Raw genomic sequence first — 22,777 nt, 5'->3', positions numbered from 1 at the left:
CCCCCGCGGACCTCACAACCGGTTGGCACACCGCGAGCTCCGGATAAAACCCCTGCCGCGAGACGTGGCTCACAGGGTGCGGGAGACCTTGGTCACAAACCCCGGCTCAGGCTCGGAACCACCCTGTCAACTGGTACTGCTCGACTTGGGACACGCGTTATCAATCCGTTATGGTCGATGAAACTTCACCGATCCAGTCCTTGCTGGAGAAGTTCACCGGCTGAATCCGATGTTGTCGCGACCAGGGATTCCGGCCTCATGTGAGACCTGACCCCCGTCGTCGACCGAGGAGTTCCAGCCGTGCCCCGAACCCAGTCCCAGCGCGCCCTCGCGCGCCGAGCCGCTCCCCAGGAACGCCGGACCACCCAGCCCGTACGGCTCCGGACCGGCGCCCTGAACGCCGGGCTGGCCACGCTGGCCGTGTCGGTGCTGGGCCTCGGTGTCGCCGTCTCCGCCATGTCGACGAGCTCGGCCCAGGACACCCACGTCGCCAACGCCACCTCGTCGGTCGTCACCACGGTGGCCCCCGGGGTGAAGCAGCCGTCGGCCTTCCAGCGTGACTCCGAGACCATCAGCCGGTCGAACTTCCGGGCCGCGCTGTCCACCACCGCCCAGGCCGACGCCCTCGACCCCGAGGCCCTGACCGAAGCGGCCGACAAGGCCGCGGAGCCGGTCGAGATCGACCGGCGGGCCGTCGCCGCCCGCGCCGCTCTGCTGGCCAAGGAGTCCAAGGCAGCGGACAAGCGCGCCACCAAGCTCGAGAAGAAGAAGGAGGCCGCGGAGAAGGCGGCCAAGAAGAAGGCGGAGGCGGCCAAGAAGGCGCTCGGCGTCGCCACCATGCCGGTCAAGTCGTACAGCATCGCCGCTCGGTTCGGGGATGTCGGCGCCTGGGCCCGCTACCACACCGGCTTCGACTTCTCCGCCCCCATCGGCACCCCGATCTACGCTCCCACCGCGGGCGTCGTCGTGCACGCCGGCAGTGGCGGCAACGCCGGTGGCTGGGCCGGCAACTACGTCGTCATCAAGCACGCCGACGGCACCCAGACCCTGTACGCGCACATGTCGTCGATCTCGGTCCACTCGGGCGAGCGGGTCAGCGGCAGCGATCGCCTGGGCCAGGTCGGCCAGACCGGGCGCGCCTTCGGCCCGCACCTGCACTTCGAGGTCTACCCTCCCGGCACCGAGCCGGGCGACGTCTACACCGCGGTCGACCCGCAGCACTGGTTGAACAAGCTGGGTCTGCGGCCCTGACCCGCTGGTCGTCCGCCGGCAGCTTGGTCGTCCCGGCCGGAGTGCCGGCCCGGGCCTAGAGCTTCTCGATCGGCGCGTGCCGGACGGCCAGCCGCTTCACCCCGTGCGAGCCGAAGTCGACGTCCGCCCGCGGGTCCTCGGCCGATCCGGAGGTGGCGATGACCGAGCCGAGGCCGAAGCTGGTGTGCAGCACCTTGTCCCCCGCCGCCAGGGCGGGCACGGCCTTCGCCGCCCGCTTGCCCGAGCCGAACGCGGGTGAGCCGCCGTCAGCTCCACGGCCCGGCTGACGCCGCCAGCTGGTCTGGTTGGTGGCCGACGTGTTCCGCCAGCTCGTGGCCGCCGAGGCCAGCCGCCGCCAGTCCACCAGGCGGTCGGGGATCTCGGCGAGGAACCGGCTGGGCGGGTTGTGCTGGGGTGCTCCCCAGGCCGACCGGACGATGGCCCGGGTCAGGTAGAGGCGCTGGCGCGCACGGGTGATGCCCACGTACGCCAGCCGCCGCTCCTCCTCCAGCTCCTTCTCGTCCTTGGCCGCCAACGAGCGCTGGTGCGGGAAGACGGCATCCTCGAGCCCGGTCAGGAACACGGTGTCGAACTCGAGTCCCTTGGCCGTGTGCAGGGTCATCAGCGTCACGACGCCGACCGACTCGCCCTGGTCGGGGATCTGGTCGCTGTCCGCGACGAGGGCGACCCGCTCGAGGAAGGCGCCGAGTGACGGGTCGGGTTGCGGCGCGCCGTCGGCCAGGCCGAAGGCCCCGTCCTGGCCCTCGGGTCCGCCCCCGGCCGGCTGGGCGAGCTCCCCGGTCCGTGGGTCCACGCCGGTGAGCTGAGCCAGCTCGGCCAGCTCGTCGACGGTCAGCCCGGCCAGGTCCTCGGCACTCAGCTCGAAGTCGCCCGGCGCGACCGGGGTCGCCTCGGCGACGAACTCCCGCGCCACCCCGATCAGCTCCTGCAGGTTCTCCAGCCGCGTCTCGTCCTGCGGGTCCTCGGAGTTCCCCAGCTCGGTCAGGTAGCCGGACTTCTCCAGCACGCTGAGCAGGATCTGGTCGGCCGGGACGCCCGCGGCCACCATCGCCTCGTGGGCGTCCATGAAGTCGGCGAACTCGGTCAGCAGCCGGGCCGAGCGGCTGGCCAGGCCGGAGATCTCGTCCACCCGTCGGAGCGCGTCGCCGAAGCTGATCCGCTCGCGGTTGGCGAGATCCGCCACCGCGCCCTCGGCCTTGTCCCCGATCCCGCGCTTGGGCACGTTGAGGATCCGGCGCAGCGACACGTCGTCGGCACGGTTGGCGATCGCCCGCAGGTACGCGATCGAGTCCCGCACCTCGCGCCGCTCGTAGAAGCGCACCCCGCCGACCACCTTGTAGGGCATGCCGACCCGGATGAACACCTCCTCGAAGGCCCGGGACTGGGCGTTGGTGCGGTAGAAGACGGCCACGTCGCCGTAGCGGATCCCGTGGTCGTCGCGCAGCTTGTCGATCTCGCCGGCCACGAACTGGGCCTCGTCGTGCTCGCTGTCGGCGACGTACCCGGTGATCAGGTGGCCGTCGCCGGCGTCGGACCACAGGCTCTTGGGTTTGCGGCCCTCGTTCTGCACGATCACCGCGTTGGCGGCGTTGAGGATCGTCTGGGTGGACCGGTAGTTCTGCTCCAGCAGGATGGTGCGGGCCCCGGGGAAGTCGGACTCGAAGTCCAGGATGTTGCGGATGGTGGCTCCGCGGAAGGCATAGATCGACTGGTCGGAGTCGCCGACCACCATCAGCTCGGGCGGCTCGGTGGCCAGCTCTCCCGGCGGGGGCTCGACGTCGGTCGAGCACAGCTCGCGGATGAGCACGTACTGGGCGTGGTTGGTGTCCTGGTACTCGTCCACCAGCACGTGCCGGAACCGCCGTCGGTACTGCTCCCGCAGCTCGGGGAAGGCCTGCAGCAGGTGCACCGTGGTCATGATGATGTCGTCGAAGTCCAGCGCGTTCGCCGCGGCCAGCCGACGCTGGTACTCCGCGTACGCGGCCGCGTTGCTCGTCTCGATCTCGGTCTCTGCCCGCGTCGCCGCGGTCTCGTGGTCGACCAGCTCGTTCTTGTGGTTGGACACCCAGGTCATCACGGCTCGAACCGGGAACTTCTTCGGGTCCAGCTGCAGATCGGTGAGCACCAGCTGCATCAGCCGCTTGGAGTCGGCGTCGTCGTAGATGGAGAAGGTCCGCGACAGACCGAAGCGGTTGATCTCGCTCCGCAGGATCCGCACGCAGGCGGAGTGGAAGGTCGAGATCCACATCAGCTTCGCCCGGTTGCCGATCAGCTCGGCCACCCGGTGCCGCATCTCGGCCGCGGCCTTGTTGGTGAACGTGATCGCCAGCACCGAGCCGGGGTGGACCTTGCGCTCCCCCACCAGGTAGGCGATCCGGCGGGTCAGCACCCGGGTCTTGCCCGAGCCGGCGCCGGCCACCACCAGGACCGGCGCGCCCTCGTGCAGCACGGCCTCCCGCTGCGACGGGTTGAGACCGGCCAGCAGGTCGATCTTCGGTGGCCGCGCCCCCCGTCGAGCCGGCCGGTTGCCGCCGGGTGCTGCCGCATCGACGGCCGCCGGGTCAGCACCACCCGCGTCCGGACTCAACAGGGCCTCCCAGGCCAGCTCGTCGGAGGTCGCCGGGCGACCGTGGGCGGGTTCGTGCTGTGGTGCTGCTGTCATCTCGGGTCCACCCTAGACGTCGGCACCCCCACCTAAGATCGGTGACATGGGGTGGCGGCGGATCAAGCTCAAGACGGTGGTCAAGCAGGTGGTGCTGGCCGTCGCCGCCGTGCAGGGGGCGACCCTGCTGGCCCTGATGGCGATCGACCAGCGGCGCAAGCGGAACCGCGCGGCCGCGGTGTTCCCGCGGGTGCCGCCGCGCTCGGTCACCGCCGGTGGGTCGGAGGTGACCGTCTACACCTACGGCGAGGACCTCTACTACGACATGCTCGGCGCGATCCGCCAGGCCCGCACCGAGGTGTTCTTCGAGACGTTCATCTGGAAGAGCGACGGGATCGGGGAGTCGTTCAAGCGGGCCCTGGTCGACGCCGCCGAGCGGGGGGTGCAGGTCTACGTCGCGTACGACGGCTTCGCCAACCTGGTCGTGCCCCCCGCCTTCTACGACCTCCCGCCCTCCATCCGGGTCCGCCGGCACCCCGTGATCGCCAGCCCGTTCCGGCTGTTCCGCAACTCCGGCCGCGACCATCGCAAGCTGCTGGTGGTCGACCACGACGTCGCCTTCGTCGGGGGCTACAACATCGGCTCGCTGTACGCGACGGACTGGCGGGACACCCACGCCCGGCTGACCGGCGACATCGTCTGGGACATGCGCAACGCCTTCATCGACTACTGGAACCTGTTCGTCGGTTCCGGTCGGCCGGCCCTGCCCGACTCCGGCAGCGACCACTGGCAGCCCGAGATCCGGGTGCACCGCAACCTGCCCCGGCTGCTGGTCTACCCGATCCGCAACATGTACCTGGACGCCATCGACCGCGCCTCCCGGCACATCTACCTGACCCACGCCTACCTGATCCCCGACTCCGACATGCTCGCCGCCCTGATGCGGGCGGCGCGGCGAGGGGTCGACGTCCGGATCATCGTGCCGGCCGAGTCGAACCACATCGTGGCCGACTGGCTGTCGCGCGGCTTCTACGGCCAGCTGCTGCGCAGCGGCGTCCGGCTGCTGCTCTACCAGGGCGCGATGGTGCACGCCAAGACCGCCACCATCGACGGTCAGTGGTCGACCATCGGCACGGCGAACATCGACCGGATCAGCCTGCTCGGCAACTACGAGCTCAACATCGAGGTCTTCAGTCCCGACGTGGCGCGGCAGCTGGAGGAGATCTTCGCGGTCGACTCTTCCAACACCGTGGAGCTGACCGCCACGGAGTGGAAGAGCCGCAGCGCGATGGTGAAGTTCTCCGAGACGGTGCTGGCCCCGCTCCGCCCCCTGCTCTGACCTGCGCCCAGCGCCCGCCGCGCCCGCTCGCCCGGCCAGCCGGCCGGCCGGCCGGCCGATGAACATTCCGTCACTCGACGGCACTCCGTGCACCCACCGACCCCAGAACTCGAACATTCCGTCACTCGACGGAATCTTCAGGCACCCACCCAGCCCAGAACTCGAACATTCCGTCACTCGACGGAATCTTCAGGCTCCGTCGGCTTGCGGGCGTCGAGGGGGTACGTCAGACTGTGGTCTGACCACAGGGTCTGACCACACAGAGCCGTCGAGGGGGGCCGTTGTCCGACCAACGCGCCTGGCAGGTCGTGCTCGGACGGATCGAGAGCGATCTGGCCGCCGGCGTCCTGAAGCCCGGTGACCACCTGGCTCCGGAGCGAGCGCTGGCGACGGAGCTCGGGGTCGGGCGGTCGAGCGTGCGCGAAGCCGTACGGGTGCTGGAGGTCCTGGGGCTGGTGCGGACCCAGACGGGCTCGGGGCCGAGCTCCGGCGCCGTCATCACCGCCGCCCCCAGCGACGGCATGTCCGTGCTGATGCGGCTCCAGGTGGCCGCCCAGGGTTTCGGCGTCGACGACGTCGTCCGCACCCGGCTGCTGCTGGAGACAGCCGTGGTCGGCGAGCTGGCCGCGCTGGCCGGGCCCGACCTGGCCGAGGCCGACACCCTGCTGGCCGCGATGGACGACGACGGGCACACCAGCGCCGAGTTCCTGGCCCTGGACGCCCAGTTCCACCTCGCCCTCGCCGCCGCGGCCGGCAACCAGGTGGTGACGGCCACCATGGCGGGTCTGCGCACCTCGATCGAGCGGTACGTGCTGATCGGGGCCGCCCGCTTGAGCAGCTGGGCCCCGGTGGCCACCCGACTGCGCGCCGAGCACCGCTCGATCGTCGCCGCCGTCCGCGCTCACGACGCGGACGGGGCTCGTCGGCACCTGCACGACCACATCACCGGCTACTACGCCCAGACCTTCGCCCCCGTGCCGTCCTCGCCCGATCCCACCCGCCCCGTCCCCCACCCCTCGAAGGAGAGCTGACATGGTCGAACGCCATCTGCCCAAACCCCGTGACCTCGCCCCGCTGATGCAGTTCAAGAAGCCCGAGCTCAGCGCGAAGAAGCGTCGGTTGGAGAAGGCGTTGACGGTCGCCGACCTGCGGACGATCGCCCGGAGACGTACGCCGAAAGCCGCCTTCGACTACACCGAGGGTGCCGCCGAGGGCGAGATCTCGCTGGCCCGGGCCCGCCAGGCGTTCGAGGACATCGAGTTCCACCCCTCGATCCTGCGGGACGTGTCGTCGGTGGACACCTCGCGCGAGGTGCTCGGCGGACCGGTGGCACTGCCGTTCGGCATCGCGCCGACCGGCTTCACCCGGATGATGCAGAGCGAGGGTGAGCGGGCCGGAGCGGCCGCGGCGGGGGCGGCCGGCATCCCGTTCTCCCTCTCCACCATGGGCACGGCCTCTATCGAGGACGTGCGCGAGGCCAACCCGCACGGCCGCAACTGGTTCCAGCTCTACATGTGGAAGGACCGGGACCGCTCGATGGCTCTGGTCGACCGGGCAGCCAAGGCGGGCTTCGACACCCTGCTGGTCACCGTCGACGTGCCGGTGGCCGGGGCCCGGCTGCGGGACAAGCGGAACGGCATGTCCATCCCGCCCGCACTGACCCCCGGGACGGTGGTCAACGCCATCCCCCGGCCCGCCTGGTGGATCAACTTCCTGACCACCGAGCCGCTCGCCTTCGCCAGCCTGGACCGCTGGAGCGGCACCGTCGCCGAGCTGTTGGACACCATGTTCGACCCCACGGTCGACTTCGAGGACCTGCGCTGGATCAAGGAGCAGTGGCCCGGCAAGGTCGTGGTCAAGGGTGTGCAGAACCTCGCCGACGCCCGAAGACTCGCCGACCTCGGCGTGGACGGCATCATCCTGTCCAACCACGGCGGCCGCCAGCTCGACCGGGCGCCGATCCCGTTCCACCTGCTGCCCGAGGTGGTCCGGGAGGTCGGTGACGACCTCGAGGTGCACCTCGACACCGGCATCATGTCCGGGGCTGACATCGTGGCCGCCGTGGCGCTCGGCGCCCGGTTCACCCTGGTCGGCCGGGCCTATCTGTACGGCCTGATGGCCGGCGGCCGGGAGGGCGTCGACCGGGTGATCGACATCCTGCGCAGCGAGATCGAGCGGACGATGCGGCTGCTCGGCGTGGTCTCCCTGGACGAGCTGGAGCCGGGCCACGTCACCCAGCTGACCCGCCTGGAGCCGCGACCGCGCTGACCCCGGAGACGACGAGACGGGCCGGTCCCCGAGAGGACCGGCCCGTTGCGCTCGCCTGGGAGCGACAGCCCGGGGGGCGACAGATCAGGCGTCGACCGAGGCCCTGTCGGCGCTCTCGACCCCGAGCTCGGCCTTCTTCCTGGCCCGGGCGGCGGCCACGTACAGGCCGGCCAGGGTGACCAGGAAGATGGCGCCGTAGACCCACCAGCGGGTGTCGGCCGGCACACCGAAGCTCTTCAGCAGGGTGCGGGAGTTGCTCAGCAGGATCAGACCACCGACGGCGACACCCAGCAGATGGGTGGGGGCGTACCGGACCAGCACGGCGGCCAGGGGTGCGGCGATCAGACCACCGGCCAGCAGAGCGAGCGCGAAGCCCCAGTTGATGCCGGCGGCGCCGAGCCCGAAGAGGAACCCGAGGCTGGCGGCGGCGGACACGGCGAACTCCGAGGTGTCGACCGAGCCGATCACCTTGCGCGGCTGCAACCGACCGTCGGCGAGCAGCGCCGGCGTCGCCACCGGACCCCAGCCGCCGCCACCGGTGGCGTCGACGAAGCCGGCGAAGAGACCGAGCGGAGCCAGGAACTTGAGGCTGATGGCTCTCTTGAACTTCGGTGGGGCGAAGCCGATCACGAACCGGGCCAGCACGTACGCCCCCAGCAGGGCCAGGATGGCGGCCATCACCGGCGCCGCCGCCTCGGTGGAGAGGTTGGACAACACGGTCGCTCCGGCGAAGGCGCCGATCGCGCCCGGACCGGCGATCCTGGTCACCACCCGCCAGTCCACGTTCTTCAGCTTCCAGTGCGACAGACCGGAGGCGATGTTGGTGCCCAGCTCGGAGAAGTGCACCGACGCCGACGCGGCGGCGGGGGTGAGCCCGGCCAGGATCAGCAGCGAGCTCGACGTCACGCCGTAGCCCATCCCGAGACTGCCGTCGACCAGCTGGGCCAGGAACCCCACGAGGGCCAACACGATGAGCTTGCGCATGACGAGGTCTTTCTCTGCGGGGAGACGATAACCCTAGTAGTTATCTAGGAATTAGTCGGAACTGTAACAGCGCCTCCGCGGGCGGTTTCAACTCCTCGTCTCGCTGCACGGACAGATTGACCACCACTTGAGACAGGAGGTGACTCGTACGCTCGGTTGCGACAAACGTCCGACTCCTGGACGCTGTGGGTCGACACGCCGCGACGGCAGGTCGTCGCGTACGCGAGAACCCGGCCGACGACCCGGGACGATCCTGCTGCGTCCGGTCGCCTAGACCCAGGCGTTCGGGTTGGCCACGAGCGACGACACGCTCTCCGGCAGGGTGCCCGACGCCACGTGGGCGAGGGTGACACCCTCCAGGATCGCGCGCTCGGCGGCGCGCAGGGCGATCCAGACCTCCTGCAACGACGCGGCCGCACCCTCGTACTCCAGGTGCTCCGGTCGGCTCCCCCGGACGTTGGCCAGCTCCCCGTCCAGGGCACGGATCACGTCGGCGATGCTGATCTCCGAAGCGGGGCGGGCCAGCCGGTAGCCCCCGTCCGGGCCACGCTGACTCCGCAGCAGACCACCGCGACGGAGCTCGCCCAGGATGCTCTCGAGGTACTTGTTGGGGATCTTCTGCGCCCCGGAGAGCTGTTCGACCGTCCGCGGGGCGTTGGCGGCGGCCAGCTCGGCGGCGGCGCGCAGTGCGTAGTCGACCCGAGCGGACAGCCTCATGAGGCGACTGTAGTGGCTCGGGGGCGCCGGCCGGGCTGCCGGAAGGATCTCGCGGCCGGCCCCGACCCGTCTCCGGGCACGAGATCAGGCCCAGAAGACGGCGATGACCGCGTTGGCCAGCGTCAGCGCGCTGATCAGTCCCCACAGGCCCTTGGGGATCGACTCGAACTTGCGGTTCTTGGCCACCAGCAGCACCACGACGGCCGCCACCAGCAGCTTCACCCCGAGCTTCACGTGATCCACCGGTGCCGGGTCGTCGTCCAGCTCCAGCACCGCAGCGAGGAGCAGCCCGCTAGCCAGCTGCGTCCAGGCACCCACCAGCATGGTGCGACTGACCTCCGGCGCGACGGCCCGGAACTGCACCAGGCAACCGCCGAACAGGGCGGCGAACCCGACCAGGTGCACCAGCGTCAGGAACGCGTAGACGAGGTGCATGCTCGTGAGGATAGTGACTGACGGAGCGGGTGGGTCGCAGGTTCTCCGGCACGTCGCCCGACCGGTCCACCGATTCCCCGGCCGGCCGTCCTACGGTGTGGTGCCATGGGCATCATCGGCTGGATCCTGATCGGACTCATCATGGGCGCGCTGGCCAAGGCCGCCCTGAACCGCAAGGGCGGTAGCTGGGTCGGCTCGCTGCTGATCGGCGTCGTCGGCGCGTTGGTCGGCGGCTTCCTCGGCAGCGTCGCCTTCGACCGCGGCATCGGCAGCTTCTGGTCCCCCTGGACCTGGCTGCTGGCCTTCGTCGGCAGCGTCATCGTGCTGGCCGTCTGGAGCGCGATCAGCGGTCGTTCCCCCCAGCGCTGATCCACCGGGGCCCTGACCGCCAGGTGGTCAGACCAGGCGGCGGTCGGTGGCCCAGCGCGTCAGCTGGTGCCGGTTGGAGAGCTGGAGCTTGCGCAGCACGCTGCTCACGTGGGTCTCGACCGTCTTGATGGAGATGAACAGCTCGCGGGCCACTTCCTTGTACGCGTACCCACGGGCGATCAACCGCAGCACCTCGCGCTCCCGCTGGGAGAGCCGGTCCAGGTCCTCGTCGATGGTCGCCAGGTCGATGGCGCCGGAGAAGGCGTCGAGGACGAAGCCGGCCAGCCTGGGGGAGAACACCGCGTCACCCTCGGACACCCGCCGGATCGCGTCGACCAGCTCCTCGCCGCTGATGGACTTGGTCACGTAGCCCCGGGCCCCGCCGCGGATCACCCCGATGACGTCCTCGGCCGCGTCGGACACCGACAGGGCCAGGAACTTCTGGTCGGCGTCGGCCAGGTGCACCCGGCGCAGCACCTCGACCCCGCCGCCGCCGGGCAGGTGCACGTCGAGCAGCACCACGTCCGGGTGGGTCTCGGCGATCACGGCCACCGCGCTCTCCACGTCGGCGGCCTCACCGACCACGGACACCCGCTGGCCGATCTCGGTCCGGACCCCGCTGCGGAACATGGCGTGGTCGTCGACCACGACCACCCGGGTGCGCTGGGCACCCCCTTCGGCGCCGTCGGCGGACGCCGACGGGGAGCTCCCGGGCCGTCCGGGCACGTTGCCGGTCGACCGTCCCGGGGTGTCGGTGTGGCGCCCGGAGATGGCCGGCGGTGGCGGTGGCATCGCGCCGGGGCGCGGGGCCGGGGTGGTGGCGGAGGGACGCGGCTGCGGGCCACGGTGTTCGGTCATGAGTGGAGCCTCTCGGGAGTGCAGGAGCGAAACCGGGCGACACGCTCTTCGTCGTCGGGTTTCGCGACGAACGAGCGAGACCTCGCGGAACGCGAAGACCGCGGAGCGCGGGGCGCGACAGGGATGACGGTCATCGGTTGATCTCCAGTCGTACTTCGGTTCCGTCGCCCGGGGCGGTGCGGATCGTCGCCGATCCACCGTGCCGGGCCATCCTGTCGATGATGCTGTGCTTCACGCCGAGCCGGTCGTCGTCCACCTCGTCGAGCTCGAAGCCGGCGCCGCGGTCGCGGACGAAGACCTCGACCCGATCCTCGTCCACCTCGGCGTAGACGTCGATGTTGTCGGCGCCGGAGTGCTTGGCCGCATTGACCAGCGCCTCCCTGGCCGCGCGCACCAGGGCCACCAGGGGTTCGCTGAGGTCGCAGTCACCGACCGCGACGACCTCGATCGGTACGCCCCGCTCGTCCTCCACCTCGGCGGCCGCCGTGGTCAGCGCCGCCTTGAGGGTGGTGTCGGCGTTCGGTTCCCCGTACAACCAGGAGCGGAGCTCCCGTTCCTGACGACGGGCCAGCTGCTGGACCGCCTTGGGGTCGTCGGACTGACGCTGGATCAGCGCGAGCGTCTGCAGCACCGAGTCGTGCAGGTGAGCGGCCATGTCGGCGCGGGCATCGGCCCGGACCTTGTCGGCCCGCGCCTGGCTGAGGGCGGTGCGGGAGCGGTAGAGCCAGGGGGCGAGCACGACGGCCAGACCGGCCAGGGCGAGGACCGTCATGGCCATCACCTCGGGCAGCTCCTGGATCAGGTTCTGCTGAGCCACCACGATGCCGAAGGCCGCGCCGACCAGCGCCAGCCCGACCACCACCCGCAGCACGGCCGGCCAGCCGCCGCGCGCCACCAACGGCGCCAGCCAGACCCGGCCGCCGCCCTCGGCCCGCCAACGGCGCTGCTGGCTGGAGTCGGCCTGCCGCCAGACCAGCGCGGCACCCGTGCAGGCGAAGGCCACCGGCCAGAAGAGGTGCTGGCTGAGTCCCCATCCGCTGGTCTGCACCAGCCACAGCAGCCCGGTCGCCAGCGCGGCCAGAGCCAGCAGGGTGCCCCAGTCGATCCGGCGCTTCGGCTTCACCGTGGTCCGCATCCCCGTGCGGCTGGCGGCCTCCAGACCGGGAGCGGTGTCCTCCTCCTCGGGCGGGAGCAGCAGCCACAGGGCCCCGTACGCGATCGCGCCGAGGAACTGGACCAGCAGCAACCCGACGAACCCGATCCGGATCACCATGACGGGCCAGCCGAGGTGCCGCGCCAACCCGGTGCAGACGCCGCCGAGGATGGCGCCTTCGGCGACCCTGGTGGCCCGCGGTCGGGGGGGCTTCGGCTCCTCCGCCGGTCCGATGGTGAGGTCGGGGGCGGCCCCCGCCGCCGTCCCGGCGCCCAGGGCACGCACGTCCGGGGTCTCGGGAGGACGTTGCGCGCCGAAGCCGGTGGTGGACATGGTGACTCCACCATCACACTCAACGGGCCCGGAGACCAGCAGGGTGTCCCCCGAGGGGACCCTCAAGGTGGATCGCTTCGACGTCGAGAGCGCCCGGTCGGTTCCCCTGCGGGCCGAGCAGCGGGACGAGTGGGGGTCGTCCCTGATGGATCGGGGCAGCCGAGTGGGGAGGATGGTGGCCATGAGCTCGGTGTGGTCGATCAGGCGCAGCACGACGGAGAAGAAGCTGGCCGGCGTGTGCGGTGGAGTGGCGCGCCACTGGAACGTGGACCCGGTCCTGGTGCGGGTCGGCTGGGTGCTGCTCGCTCTCAGCGGTGGCGTGGGCATCGTGCTCTACGTCGCCGCGTGGCTGCTGGTGCCCGCCGACGGCGCCACCTCCTCCACCATGGATGACCTGACCAAGGGACAGACCCGGAGCTGGCCGCGCGAGGCGTGGGTCGCCATCGTGGCCATCGCCTGCCTGATCACGTTCGGCGTCTTCAGCTCCACCACCACCATCGGCTTCGGGCCGGCGGTCGTCCTCGCCCTGATCTGGTACTTCGGCTACTACAAGTCGCGGGTCCGCAACGCGACCCCGCCGTCGTCGGGCCAGCCGTCGTCGCTGACCCCGCCGCCCGCCGCCGAGCCGTTCCGCTACCCCGGCCCGGCCACCCCCTTCACCGAGGCGGCCGAAGCCTGGCGGCAGCGGGTGGAGGACATGCGGCGGTCGTCCGGGGCCGCCCCGGCCGGGCCGGGTGCCACCCCTCCGGCGACGCCGGGTCCGACCACCTGGGCGGCACCGGCCGCACCACCGTCCGCCGGGACCCCGGCCCCGGGTGCTCCGACGGCTCCGGCCTGGCAGACCTATCCGGCGAGCACGGCGCCGTCGACCGTGCAGGACCCGATCACCCCCGAGGTGGCGGAGGCGACCGCCCGCGCGGACTTCCTGGCCGCCGCCGATCCGGTGGGGCTCTACACCGAGGCCCCGCCGGTGAAGGCTGCGGTCGCGCCGAGTCGCCGTACGCAGGCCCACACGCTCTCCGCCCGGCGCCTTCGTCTGGTCGCTGTGCTGGTGCTGGGGCTGGTGCTGCTGGGGCTGGCGATCGCGGACTCGCTCGGCGTGCCGATCACCCCGCTCGTCTACGTCTCGGCCGCCCTGCTGGTGGTCGGGCTGACCCTGGTGGCCGCGACCTGGCTCGGGCGGGCGCGCGGCATCCTGCCGGTCGGGCTGCTGCTGCTGGTCGCCGTGGTCGGGCTCTCGGTCGCCGTCCCGATGAGCCACCTTCGACAGCACGTCAGCTACACCAGCGCCGCCCAGCTCCCCGCCCAGCCGGTCGTGTCCGAGCGTGGACTGCTGGACGTGGATCTCAGCCGGGTCGAGCTGACCCGGGACAGCACCTTCGCGGCCGAGGTGGGCACGGGTGCCGTGGTGATCACTCCCCCACCGAACACGAACCTGGTCCTGCGCTACGACGTCTCCAACGGCGTCGTGATGGACGACGAGACCGCCGTGGTCAGCGGGCAGGACCTGGACGGGTCGACGCCGCTGCGTCAGTCCCGGGGCGGCCGGCCCACCCTGACCCTGGACATCCAGGTCGACCAGGGAGCGGTGGTGGTGAAGCGATGAAGCGCCGCGACACCGTCGCCTTGATCTTCGGTCTGATCCTGACCGGCGTCGCGCTGTGCTCGCTCTGGTTCGCGTTCACCGGGGCGCTGGACTGGGAGCTCGTGAAGCTCGCCACGCCCATCGGACTGGTCGTGATCGGCATCGCCGGGCTCGCCGTCTCCCGGACGGGCGACTGAGCCCGGCCGTCCACCCGGATGACGATCACCCAGCAGCGACGACGTCGTCCGCCCGCCCACCCTCGACACCCACTCAGAAAGGCTCTCCCATGAGCACGCCCTACCCGCCCGAACCTCGCCGCCTGATGCGGGACCCGAACAAGAAGCTCATCGGGGGGGTGTGCGCCGGCCTGGCCAAGTACCTCAACATGGACGTCAACCTGGTCCGGATCCTCACCGTGGCCATCACGCTGTTCACGGGCATCCCGGTCGTGCTCTACCTGATCGCGCTGTTCGTGATGCCGGAGGAGGGCACCAGCCCGCCCCAGCCTCCGTACGTGAACGGCCCGCAGCCGCAGGACCACGGCTTCGCCGCCCAGCAGCCGTACGGGCAGTCGGCCCAGCCGCCCGTCGACCAGGTCTGGGGTCCCGGCGGGGCGCCGTGGGAGCAGCCGGAGCCCGCGCGTCCGACCGGCTACGACACCGCCCCGGCCGCGCCGGAGCCGACCCGCACCTTCCCCGAGCCCGCGGGGTCGGCGAGCGAGTCGACACTCGTCGAGCCCGGAACCACGGAGCCGGGCGCGAACCCGCCCGCCCCGGGCGGGGTGCAGCCGACCGATCCGGAGCCGGAGCAGAAGGCCTGACCGCGGTCAGCTGAGCCGCCGGGTCACTCCCACTCGATGGTGCCCGGCGGCTTGCTGGTGATGTCGACCACGACCCGGTTGACCTCCCGGACCTGGTTGGTGATGCGGGTGCTGATCCGCTCCAGCAGGTCGTAGGGCAACCGGCCCCAGTCGGCGGTCATCGCGTCCTCGCTGGTCACGGGACGCAGCACGATCGGGTGCCCGTAGGTGCGGCCGTCACCCTGCACCCCGACCGAGCGCACATCGGCCAGCAGCACCACCGGGAACTGCCAGATGTCCCGGTCCAGACCGGCGGCCGTGAGCTCGGCGCGAGCGATCGCGTCGGCCTCGCGGAGGATCTCCAACCGGTCGCGGGTGACCTCACCGATGATCCGGATGGCCAGTCCCGGACCCGGGAACGGCTGTCGCCAGACCATGGCGGCCGGGAGACCCAGCTGCTCGCCGACCGCCCGCACCTCGTCCTTGAACAGGGTCCGCAACGGCTCGACCAGACCGAACTGCAGGTCGTCGGGCAGCCCGCCGACGTTGTGGTGGCTCTTGATGTTGGCCGCGCCCTCGCCGCCACCGGACTCCACCACGTCGGGGTAGAGCGTGCCCTGGACGAGCCAGTCGACGGCGCCGGACTCGCCCACGATCTCGCGGGCGGCCCGCTCGAACGAGCGGATGAACTCGCGACCGATGATCTTGCGCTTGGTCTCGGGGTCGGTCACCCCGGCCAGGGCGCCGAGGAACTGCTCCGTGGCGTCGACCACCTTCAGTGCCACACCGGTGGTGGCCACGAAGTCGCGCTCCACCTGCTCGGCCTCGCCCTGACGCAGCAGCCCGTGGTCGACGAAGACACAGGTCAGCTGGCTGCCGACGGCCTTCTGCACCAGGGCCGCGGCCACGGCGGAGTCCACTCCGCCGGACAGCCCGCAGATCACGTGGGCGTCGCCCACCTGCTCGCGGATCACCGCCACCGAGTCGTCGACGATGTTCGCGGCCGTCCAGTCGGGGCGGCAGCCGGCGATGTCGTACAGGAACCGCTCCAGCACCTGCTGACCGGCCTGGGAGTGCAGCACCTCGGGGTGCCACTGGACGCCGGCCAGGCCGGCGTCGACGTTCTCGAACGCGGCGATGGGGGCGCCGGCGGTGCTGGCCAGGGCGGTGAACCCGGCCGGGGACGCCGCCACCGAGTCGCCGTGGCTCATCCACACGTCGAGGCTGCCGGGCAGCCCGGCCAGCAGGGTGCCACCGGTCGCCACCGTGGCCTGGGTGCGGCCGAACTCGCTGATGCCGGTCTTGGCCACGTCACCGCCCAGGGCGCGGGCCATGGCCTGGAAGCCGTAGCAGATGCCGAAAGCCGGCAGCCCCAGCCCGAACAGGTCGGGATCCACCTGGGGGGCGCCGTCGGCGTACACCGACTGGGGTCCGCCGGACAGGATGATCGCCTTCGGTCGCCTGGCCGCGATCTCGGCCACGCTGGCGGTGTGCGGCAGGATCTCGGAGTAGACCCGGGCCTCGCGGACCCGGCGGGCGATCAGCTGCGCGTACTGGGCGCCGAAGTCGATCACCACCACCAGGTCGTGTCGACGCTCCATCTCCGCCTCGGTCACCGCTGTCGTCCCTTCGCCTGCCCGATGAGGGGCCCGAGTCTAGGCCAGCCCGTCGGCCCAGCCGCACGCCGAGCGTTGGGCCGTGATGGTTGGATGGGCTCTCTTACTACGTGAAGGAGATCCATGGCGGACATGGCGAAGTTGGCCTACCGGCCGGTCGGTCTGGCGGTGAGCCTCGGCTCCGCCGCCATCGCGGGCCGGGTGGTCGGACTGATCTGGAAGAAGCTGTCCGACGAGGACGAGATCCCCGACGCGCTGGATGCGCAGTACACGGTGGGCAAGGTCCTGGCCGCCGCGCTGATCCAGGCCGGGGTGTTCGCGATCGTGCAGGTGCTGGTCAACCGGGGTGGAGCCAAGGTGTTCGAGCGCCTCACCGGCTCCTGGCCGGGCAACTGACGCCTCACCCAGCAGGCGTAGAGACAGCTCCGGCACCTGATCCTCGAGGGGATCGGGTGCCGGAGCTGTGTTTCAGCGCACTGGGTCAGCTCAGCCCGCGCTTGGCGACGTCCGCCCGGACCGCCTTGACGGTCGCGTTCTTGGCCTTGACCGCCTTCTTCGCGTTGGCCGAGGTGCCCGAGACCGGGCCACTCAGCGGGTAGACCTTGCGGTCGTCGGGCAGCGGGCTGGTCCCACAGCGCCTGTCCACGGTCGGATTCCACCCCTTGAACAGGAACGCATCTCCGAGGTCTTCCAGACACTTCGACGGCCCGTCGACGTAGAGCCCGTGCTGGCCCTCGTTGTCCACGCTGACCATCACGGTCTTGCTCGCCGTCTTGCGGTGGGCGGCCCGGGCGCCCTCGTACGCGGTCGCGGGGTCACCCTCGGACTGGAACATGAGCATCTTGTTCGATGACGGCAGCCCGGCGAGGTCGATGGTGCGGGTCTGCGGCTTGAACTTCCAGTACGCGCACAGCGGCACGGTGTTGAGGTAGCCGGTGAACGGGTACTTCCTGGCGTCGCTGTCGGCCCGCTTGAGCAGTGCGGTCAGGTTGCCGGGCTGGGCGCTGTCGTTGCAGCGGACGATGGTGCCGGCCAGATCGACTGACGCTAGGTCAGATCCCTTGGCCTTCGACGCGATGCGCTGGACCAGGAAGGGCGCTTTCGCCATCGGTCCCTTGATCCGCTTTTCCAGCGTTCGCCGGTACTTCCCGGACGACGGCTTGCCGACGAAGTCGCTGGACGCACGTATCAAATAGCCGGCGCTGGCGAAGCCCTCGTCGGAGTAGATCAGGCTGGCCGTGACGTAGTCCAGGTCCTCGGGACCCATCACCGGGGTCTTGCCCTTCTTGATCGCTTTCCTGGCCTGCGTGGCCAGCTTCTTGCGTGTCGACTCGTACTTCTTCTTGACCGCCGTCACACTCTTGCCCAGCTTGTAGTAGCTGTGGTGGCGCGCGAGGTACGGGAACAGCATCTTGTCCCGGCGACGCTGGAACGAGGCGGAGTCGAGGGTCTGGTTGACGTACATGCTGGACGTCCACTGCATGTTGGAGTCCAGGATGAAGCGGCCCACGCGGTCCGGGAAGGTGTCGGCGTACCAGGCGCCCAGCCACGTGCCGTAGGAGTAGCCGACGTAGTTCAGCTTGTCGTAGCTCCGGCCCTGGTTCGCGGTCATCAGCTGGCGGAGGAAGTCGACGTCCCAGACGGTCTGCTGGGTGTTGATGTAACGAGCGAGCGGGTCGCTCGCGCATGCCTCCCCGAACAGCTTGGCCTCGGCGATCTCCATCGCGTGGGTGGCCCGGTTCCTGACCCGGCGGTCCGCCACCACCGGAAGCTTCTTCAACTTCGCCGAAGTGGTGAGACAACGACCTCGATGCTTCTCATCGTCATCGTTGATGTTCGTGCTGGCTCCGAAGCCGCGCGGGTCGAAGCCGAGCAGGTCGTACTGACGAAGCTGGCGCTTGCCGCCCTGTCCGGTCTCACTGGGCAGCGACAGCGCCTCGGTCAGCAGTCGACCCGCCGCCCCGGGGCCGCCGGGGTTCGTGGTCAGCAGGCCCTTCGAGGTGGTGCCCGGAGCCTTCAGGTAGGCGATCGCGATCCGGATGTCCCCCTTGGACGGGTTCTGCCAGTCCATCGGCACGGCGACCGTGGCGCAGCGGGACTCGAAGTCCCCGCAGTCGCCCCAACTGATCGTCTGGGTCAGGTACGGGGCCGGCACCGCCAGCTCCGTCGGCTCAGCTGCCTGGGCACTTGGGGTCAGCAGCGGGACGGGGGCGAGGACCGCCACCGAGGACGCCACCAGCACCGTCAACCAGCGGGTGAACCGACGCGGCATGCAGGGTCTCCTCGAGGATCTACGGGTGCGCCTCGACCGGACGGGGCACCCGAGCAGTGTGACTGCTGCCCTCCATGAGAACAAACTTCCGCGGAGAATTCGATCCGTACGGAAAGATCTTCAGGCTCGGCCGAGAGCCTTGAGCACCCGGAGCGCGCCGGTCAGGCCGCTGACGAACGTCTGCGGCGAGAGCCCGAACGCCGGAGCGAGCGGGAGCAGGGACTGGGTGCCGATCGCCTGGGACTCCACGAACCGCAGCAGCCCCTCCGGTCCCTGCCGACGCCCCAGACCCGAGGACTTCATGCCGCCCATGGGGGCGTCGATGCTGCCGAACGTGGCGCCGTAGGCCTCGTTGACGTTCACCGTGCCGCAGCGGACCTGCCGGGCCACCCGGCGGCCGCGGACGGGGTCGCCGGTCCAGACGCTCGCGTTCAGCCCGTAGTCGGAGTCGTTGGCCCGGGCGATCGCCTCGGCGTCGTCGGCGACCCGGTAGAGGCTGACCACGGGCCCGAAGGTCTCCCCGGCGTAGCAGTCCATCTCCGGGGTCACCCCGGTGAGCACCGTCGGCTCGTAGAACAGCGGACCGAGGTCGGGGCGGCGCCGCCCGCCGGTGAGCACCTGGGCACCCTTGGCCCGGGCATCGGCCACCTGCGCCTCGACCCGCTCCAGCTGCTCGGTGCTCACCAGGCTCCCCATCTCGTGCTCGTAGTCCAGCGAGCGGCCCAGTCGCAGGGTCCGGGTCTTGGCCACGAAGGCGCCGGCGAAGGCGTCGTGCAGGGTGTCGGCCACGAAGATCCGCTCGGTCGAGACGCACAGCTGGCCGGCGTTGCCGAAGGCGGCCCGGACCGCGCCGGCCGCCGCCACCTCGGCGTCGGCGTCGTCCAGCACGAGCAACGGGTTCTTCCCGCCCAGCTCCAGCGAGCACCCGATCAGCCGGCCGGCGCACTGCTGGGCCACCACCCGCCCGGTCGCTGTCGAACCGGTGAAGCAGAGGTAGTCCACGGCCTCGATCAGCTCCGGCCCGACCCGGTCGCCCGGGCCGTAGACGACCGGCCACAGATCGGCGGGCAGGCCGGCCTGCCGGAGCAGGTCGACGGCGGCGAGGGCGACGTAGGGCGTCTGCAGATCGGGTTTCAGGATGACGGCGTTGCCCGCCACCAGGGCGGCGAGGCCGTCGGCGACGGTCGGACTCAGCGGGTAGTTCCAGGGGGCGATGATGCCGACCAGACCGAGCGGCACGTGCCGCTCGTCGATCCGGGTGAGCAGCGGGACCATCCCCCTCCCCCGCCGGTCGTGCAGCACCTGCCGGGCGACCCGGGCGTAGTAGCGCGCGGTCATGGCCAGGTGGAGGATCTCCTCCATCGCGGTCAGCCGGGCCTTGCCCCCCTCGTACTGGAGCAGGTCGGCGAGGTCCTCCCGGTGGTCCAGGACGGCGTCGTGCAGGGCCAGCAGTACCCGCTCGCGGTCGGCCAGCGGTCGGGCCGCCCAGTCCACCTGCGCGGAACGGGCGCGCGCCACCGCACCCGCCAGATCGGCCGGGGTGGTGGTGGGGAGCTCCACCACCAGGTCCTCGTCGTACGCCGAGCGCCAGGTCCGGGTCGGTCCCGTGGCGGCCAGCTGGGAGGCCAGCCGACGGCCGTCCCAGGGCAGGGGGTCGGTGGCCACGGAGCTCACTGTCGACATGCGGACCAGGGTAGTGACCCGTGCCCCGTCGCGCGGGCGACGGAGGCGGGGAGAATGCCGCCATGGACGCGGACGTCATCGTCATCGGCGCCGGGCTCTCCGGTCTCGTCGCCACCCGCGAGCTGGCCGAGGCAGGCCGTTCGGTGCTGCTGGTGGACGGCGAGCCGCTGTCCTCGCTGGGTGGGCAGGCGCACTGGTCGTTCGGCGGTCTGTTCCTGGTCGACTCCCCCGAGCAGCGGCGGCTCCGGGTCCGCGACTCCGCCGAGCTGGCCCTGGCGGACTGGCTCGGCAGCGCGTCCTTCGACCGCCCGGAGGACTACTGGCCACGCCGCTGGGCCGAGGCGTACGTGCACTTCGCGGCGGGCGAGAAGCGGGCCTGGCTGCACGGTCTCGGCGTGCGCTGGTTCCCGCTGGTGCAGTGGGCCGAGCGCGGCGGCTACCAGGTCCCGGGTCACGGCAACTCGGTCCCCCGCTTCCACGTCACCTGGGGCACCGGTCCCGGTCTGGTGCAGCCCTTCGCCGCGGCGGTGCTGGCGTCGGCCCGGGTGCGGATCCGCAGCCGCCACAAGGTGACCGGGATCGACGTGGGGGCCGACGGCGTCCGCGTGCACGGGGTGGTGCTGGAGCCCAGCGACGCCGCCCGCGGGGTGCCGAGCCCCACAGCTGCGGTGGGTGAGTTCTCCTTCGCGGCGCAGGCCGTGGTGGTGGCCGGCGGCGGGCTCGGCGGCAACCTCGACCTGGTCCGCCGGAGCTGGCCGCGGGGGTACGGGGAACCGCCCCGGGCGATGATCGCCGGCGTCCCCGACTACGTGGACGGCTCGATGCTGGAGGTGACCGCGGCGGCCGGCGGACGCGTGATCAACCCGGACCGGATGTGGCACTACCCCGAGGGGGTGGTGAACCACACGCCGCTGTGGAGCCGGCACGGGATCCGGATCCTCCCGGGGCCGTCCAGCCTGTGGTTGGACGCCCGCGGCCGGCGGCTGCCGACACCGCTGTTCCCCGGCTTCGACGCCCTCGGGGCGCTACGGCACCTCACCGCCGGCGGCCACGACCACTCCTGGTTCGTCCTCGACCTCGAGACCGCCGCCAAGGAGCTGGCCCTGTCCGGCTCGGAGCAGAACGGCGACCTCACCGGCAAGGACCTGAGGCTGCTGGCCGGCCGGCTGCGTCCCGGCCCCACGCCCGAGCTGCAGGCGTTCCTGGACGGTGGGGAGGACTTCCTGACCGCGGCCAGCACCGCCGAGCTGACGGCCAAGATGAACGAACTGGCCGGTGCGCCCCTGGTCGACGCCGGTGCGCTCCGCGAGCTGATCGAGGCGCACGACCTGCAGGTGACCTCCGGGCTGGGCAAGGACCCCCAGGTGGTCGCGGTGGCGGCGGCGCGCCGCTTCCTGGTGGACAGGCTGATGCGGGTCGCCGGGCCGCACCCGCTGCTCGACCCGGACGCCCCGGGCGAGGGGCGGGCCGGACCGGGTGGACCGCTGCTGGCTGTCCGGTTGCACGTGCTGACCCGCAAGACGCTGGGCGGACTGGAGACCGACCTCGACGCCCGGGTCCTGCAGGCGGACGGAACGCCGCTGCCGGGCGTCTACGCCGTCGGCGAGGCGGCCGGGTTCGGCGGCGGTGGCATGCACGGCCACCGGGCGCTGGAAGGCACGTTCCTGGGTGGCTGCGTGTTCAGCGGGCGGACCGCCGGTCGAGCCGTCGCGGCGTCGCTGGGGGGCTAGTCGGCCGGGCTGTCAGACCCTGTGGTGGCCGGAGTGACCCCAGCGGGTGACAGCTCGGTGGATCGCTGCAGGGTCTCGTGGTGGCGCACGACCTCGGAGACCACGAAGGTCAGGAACTTCTCCGCGAACTCGGGATCCAGCTTGGCCTCCGTGGCCAGCGACCGGAGGCGCTCGATCTGGCGAGCCTCCCGTGCCGGGTCGGCCGGCGGCAGCCCGTACGCGGCCTTGAGGTGACCGACCTGCTGGGTGATCTTGAACCGCTCGGCCAGCAGGTGGATCAGGGCGGCGTCCATGTTGTCGATGCTGCCCCGCAACCGCAGCAGCTCCGCGGCGACCGCGGGGGCCATCTCCCGGTCGCCGGCGCCCCCGGGGTTCGTCCCCGACCCATCGCTCATGGCCGTGGAGCCTAGTGGTCAGCTCCGGCGGTCCCGCGCGGTGTCCGGCAGGCGTCGGGCCGGCGTTCCCACGTGGTAACCGGCCGAGGATCGACCTCTGGACGAATTGGTGGTGTGACCTTGCGAACACGACCGGCTCACATCGGCGGCCTCCGGTGTGACGGGGGCGACCAAGACCAGATCAGCCGGTGGTCTGATACCAGAGGAGCACACCAGTGGTGGTCCGGAACGCCCCGGGGGCCGCGGGAGCCGGTCTCTGAGCGTCAATCGCGACGCCGGCTCACTGGTCCGATCGACCAGACCAGTCAGGCGCCTCGAAATTCCACCTGACAACGTTGTCAGCGGAGGTCACCTCCCGTTCACCCAC

General features: G+C 71.2%; 20 protein-coding genes. 10 read left to right on the top strand and 10 right to left on the bottom strand.

The window, feature by feature from the left end; genetic code table 11:
- The first annotated feature begins 300 nt into the window (after window positions 1-300).
- Window positions 301-1,251: a M23 family metallopeptidase gene (locus ABD714_RS01790; protein ID WP_344810544.1), complete on the top strand. Its 951-nt coding sequence runs from the start codon at window positions 301-303 to the stop codon at window positions 1,249-1,251.
- Between the two features lie 55 nt (window positions 1,252-1,306).
- Here the strand turns inward: ABD714_RS01790 and ABD714_RS01785 are convergent, their stop codons facing one another.
- Complete coding sequence (locus tag ABD714_RS01785; protein WP_425562319.1) at window positions 1,307-3,934, bottom strand: UvrD-helicase domain-containing protein; 2,628 nt, start codon at window positions 3,932-3,934, stop codon at window positions 1,307-1,309.
- Between the two features lie 46 nt (window positions 3,935-3,980).
- On the opposite strand from ABD714_RS01785, the gene ABD714_RS01780 reads away from it, so the two are divergent.
- From ABD714_RS01780 to ABD714_RS01770, 3 genes are all read left to right on the top strand, one after another.
- Window positions 3,981-5,213 (top strand): phospholipase D-like domain-containing protein, encoded by a 1,233-nt coding sequence (locus tag ABD714_RS01780; protein ID WP_344810543.1) that lies wholly within the window; start codon window positions 3,981-3,983, stop codon window positions 5,211-5,213.
- Window positions 5,214-5,494: 281 nt separating this feature from the next.
- Window positions 5,495-6,244: a FadR/GntR family transcriptional regulator gene (locus ABD714_RS01775; RefSeq protein WP_344810542.1), complete on the top strand. Its 750-nt coding sequence runs from the start codon at window positions 5,495-5,497 to the stop codon at window positions 6,242-6,244.
- 1 nt (window position 6,245) lies between these two features.
- A complete protein-coding gene (locus ABD714_RS01770) occupies window positions 6,246-7,481 on the top strand; it encodes an alpha-hydroxy acid oxidase (RefSeq protein ID WP_344810541.1) in 1,236 nt (411 codons plus the stop codon).
- 84 nt (window positions 7,482-7,565) lie between these two features.
- Here ABD714_RS01770 and ABD714_RS01765 read toward each other — a convergent pair whose 3' ends face one another.
- The 3 genes from ABD714_RS01765 to ABD714_RS01755 all read right to left on the bottom strand — a co-directional run bounded on the left by ABD714_RS01765 (window position 7,566) and on the right by ABD714_RS01755 (window position 9,617).
- Window positions 7,566-8,465: a sulfite exporter TauE/SafE family protein gene (locus ABD714_RS01765; protein ID WP_344810540.1), complete on the bottom strand. Its 900-nt coding sequence runs from the start codon at window positions 8,463-8,465 to the stop codon at window positions 7,566-7,568.
- Window positions 8,466-8,735: 270 nt separating this feature from the next.
- Complete coding sequence (locus ABD714_RS01760; protein WP_344810539.1) at window positions 8,736-9,182, bottom strand: RrF2 family transcriptional regulator; 447 nt, start codon at window positions 9,180-9,182, stop codon at window positions 8,736-8,738.
- Window positions 9,183-9,266: 84 nt separating this feature from the next.
- A complete protein-coding gene (locus ABD714_RS01755) occupies window positions 9,267-9,617 on the bottom strand; it encodes a hypothetical protein (RefSeq protein WP_344810538.1) in 351 nt (116 codons plus the stop codon).
- A gap of 105 nt (window positions 9,618-9,722) precedes the next feature.
- Between ABD714_RS01755 and ABD714_RS01750 the strand changes: the two genes are divergently transcribed.
- Complete coding sequence (locus tag ABD714_RS01750; protein WP_344810537.1) at window positions 9,723-9,986, top strand: GlsB/YeaQ/YmgE family stress response membrane protein; 264 nt, start codon at window positions 9,723-9,725, stop codon at window positions 9,984-9,986.
- A gap of 27 nt (window positions 9,987-10,013) precedes the next feature.
- Here the strand turns inward: ABD714_RS01750 and ABD714_RS01745 are convergent, their stop codons facing one another.
- Window positions 10,014-10,844 carry a response regulator gene (locus ABD714_RS01745; RefSeq protein WP_344810536.1) on the bottom strand — a complete coding sequence of 277 codons (831 nt, stop codon included), beginning with the start codon at window positions 10,842-10,844 and terminating at the stop codon, window positions 10,014-10,016.
- A gap of 130 nt (window positions 10,845-10,974) precedes the next feature.
- Window positions 10,975-12,330 (bottom strand): ATP-binding protein, encoded by a 1,356-nt coding sequence (locus tag ABD714_RS01740; RefSeq protein WP_344810535.1) that lies wholly within the window; start codon window positions 12,328-12,330, stop codon window positions 10,975-10,977.
- Between the two features lie 43 nt (window positions 12,331-12,373).
- On the opposite strand from ABD714_RS01740, the gene ABD714_RS01735 reads away from it, so the two are divergent.
- From ABD714_RS01735 to ABD714_RS01725, 3 genes are all read left to right on the top strand, one after another.
- A complete protein-coding gene (locus ABD714_RS01735) occupies window positions 12,374-13,936 on the top strand; it encodes a PspC domain-containing protein (RefSeq protein WP_344810534.1) in 1,563 nt (520 codons plus the stop codon).
- Window positions 13,933-14,112 (top strand): hypothetical protein, encoded by a 180-nt coding sequence (locus tag ABD714_RS01730; protein WP_344810533.1) that lies wholly within the window; start codon window positions 13,933-13,935, stop codon window positions 14,110-14,112. The genes ABD714_RS01735 and ABD714_RS01730 overlap by 4 nt, the downstream gene beginning before the upstream one ends.
- Before the next feature lie 89 nt (window positions 14,113-14,201).
- Window positions 14,202-14,735, top strand: a complete 534-nt coding sequence (locus ABD714_RS01725; RefSeq protein WP_344810532.1) for a PspC domain-containing protein — start codon at window positions 14,202-14,204, stop codon at window positions 14,733-14,735.
- A 23-nt stretch (window positions 14,736-14,758) separates the two neighbouring features.
- Here ABD714_RS01725 and guaA read toward each other — a convergent pair whose 3' ends face one another.
- Entirely contained in the window at window positions 14,759-16,315 is a 1,557-nt protein-coding gene (gene guaA / locus ABD714_RS01720) for a glutamine-hydrolyzing GMP synthase (protein ID WP_344811262.1), read from the bottom strand.
- A gap of 147 nt (window positions 16,316-16,462) precedes the next feature.
- Between guaA and ABD714_RS01715 the strand changes: the two genes are divergently transcribed.
- Complete coding sequence (locus ABD714_RS01715) at window positions 16,463-16,726, top strand: DUF4235 domain-containing protein (protein WP_344810531.1); 264 nt, start codon at window positions 16,463-16,465, stop codon at window positions 16,724-16,726.
- 85 nt (window positions 16,727-16,811) lie between these two features.
- Here ABD714_RS01715 and ABD714_RS01710 read toward each other — a convergent pair whose 3' ends face one another.
- Both ABD714_RS01710 and ABD714_RS01705 read right to left on the bottom strand, forming a co-directional pair.
- Complete coding sequence (locus ABD714_RS01710) at window positions 16,812-18,602, bottom strand: alpha/beta fold hydrolase (protein ID WP_344810530.1); 1,791 nt, start codon at window positions 18,600-18,602, stop codon at window positions 16,812-16,814.
- Between the two features lie 120 nt (window positions 18,603-18,722).
- Complete coding sequence (locus ABD714_RS01705; protein ID WP_344810529.1) at window positions 18,723-20,285, bottom strand: succinic semialdehyde dehydrogenase; 1,563 nt, start codon at window positions 20,283-20,285, stop codon at window positions 18,723-18,725.
- A gap of 62 nt (window positions 20,286-20,347) precedes the next feature.
- On the opposite strand from ABD714_RS01705, the gene ABD714_RS01700 reads away from it, so the two are divergent.
- Window positions 20,348-22,015, top strand: coding sequence for an FAD-binding dehydrogenase (locus tag ABD714_RS01700; protein ID WP_344810528.1), 1,668 nt, complete (start codon window positions 20,348-20,350; stop codon window positions 22,013-22,015).
- Here ABD714_RS01700 and ABD714_RS01695 read toward each other — a convergent pair.
- Window positions 22,012-22,362, bottom strand: coding sequence for a chorismate mutase (locus ABD714_RS01695; protein WP_344811261.1), 351 nt, complete (start codon window positions 22,360-22,362; stop codon window positions 22,012-22,014). The two genes, ABD714_RS01700 and ABD714_RS01695, sit on opposite strands and share 4 nt — an antisense overlap.
- Window positions 22,363-22,777: the final 415 nt, after the last annotated feature.

Source organism: Microlunatus aurantiacus, assembly GCF_039536605.1.
GTDB lineage: Bacteria > Actinomycetota > Actinomycetes > Propionibacteriales > Propionibacteriaceae > Microlunatus > Microlunatus aurantiacus.
Note: the sequence above shows the minus strand (reverse complement) of the source record. Positions and strands in the feature narration are given on the sequence as shown.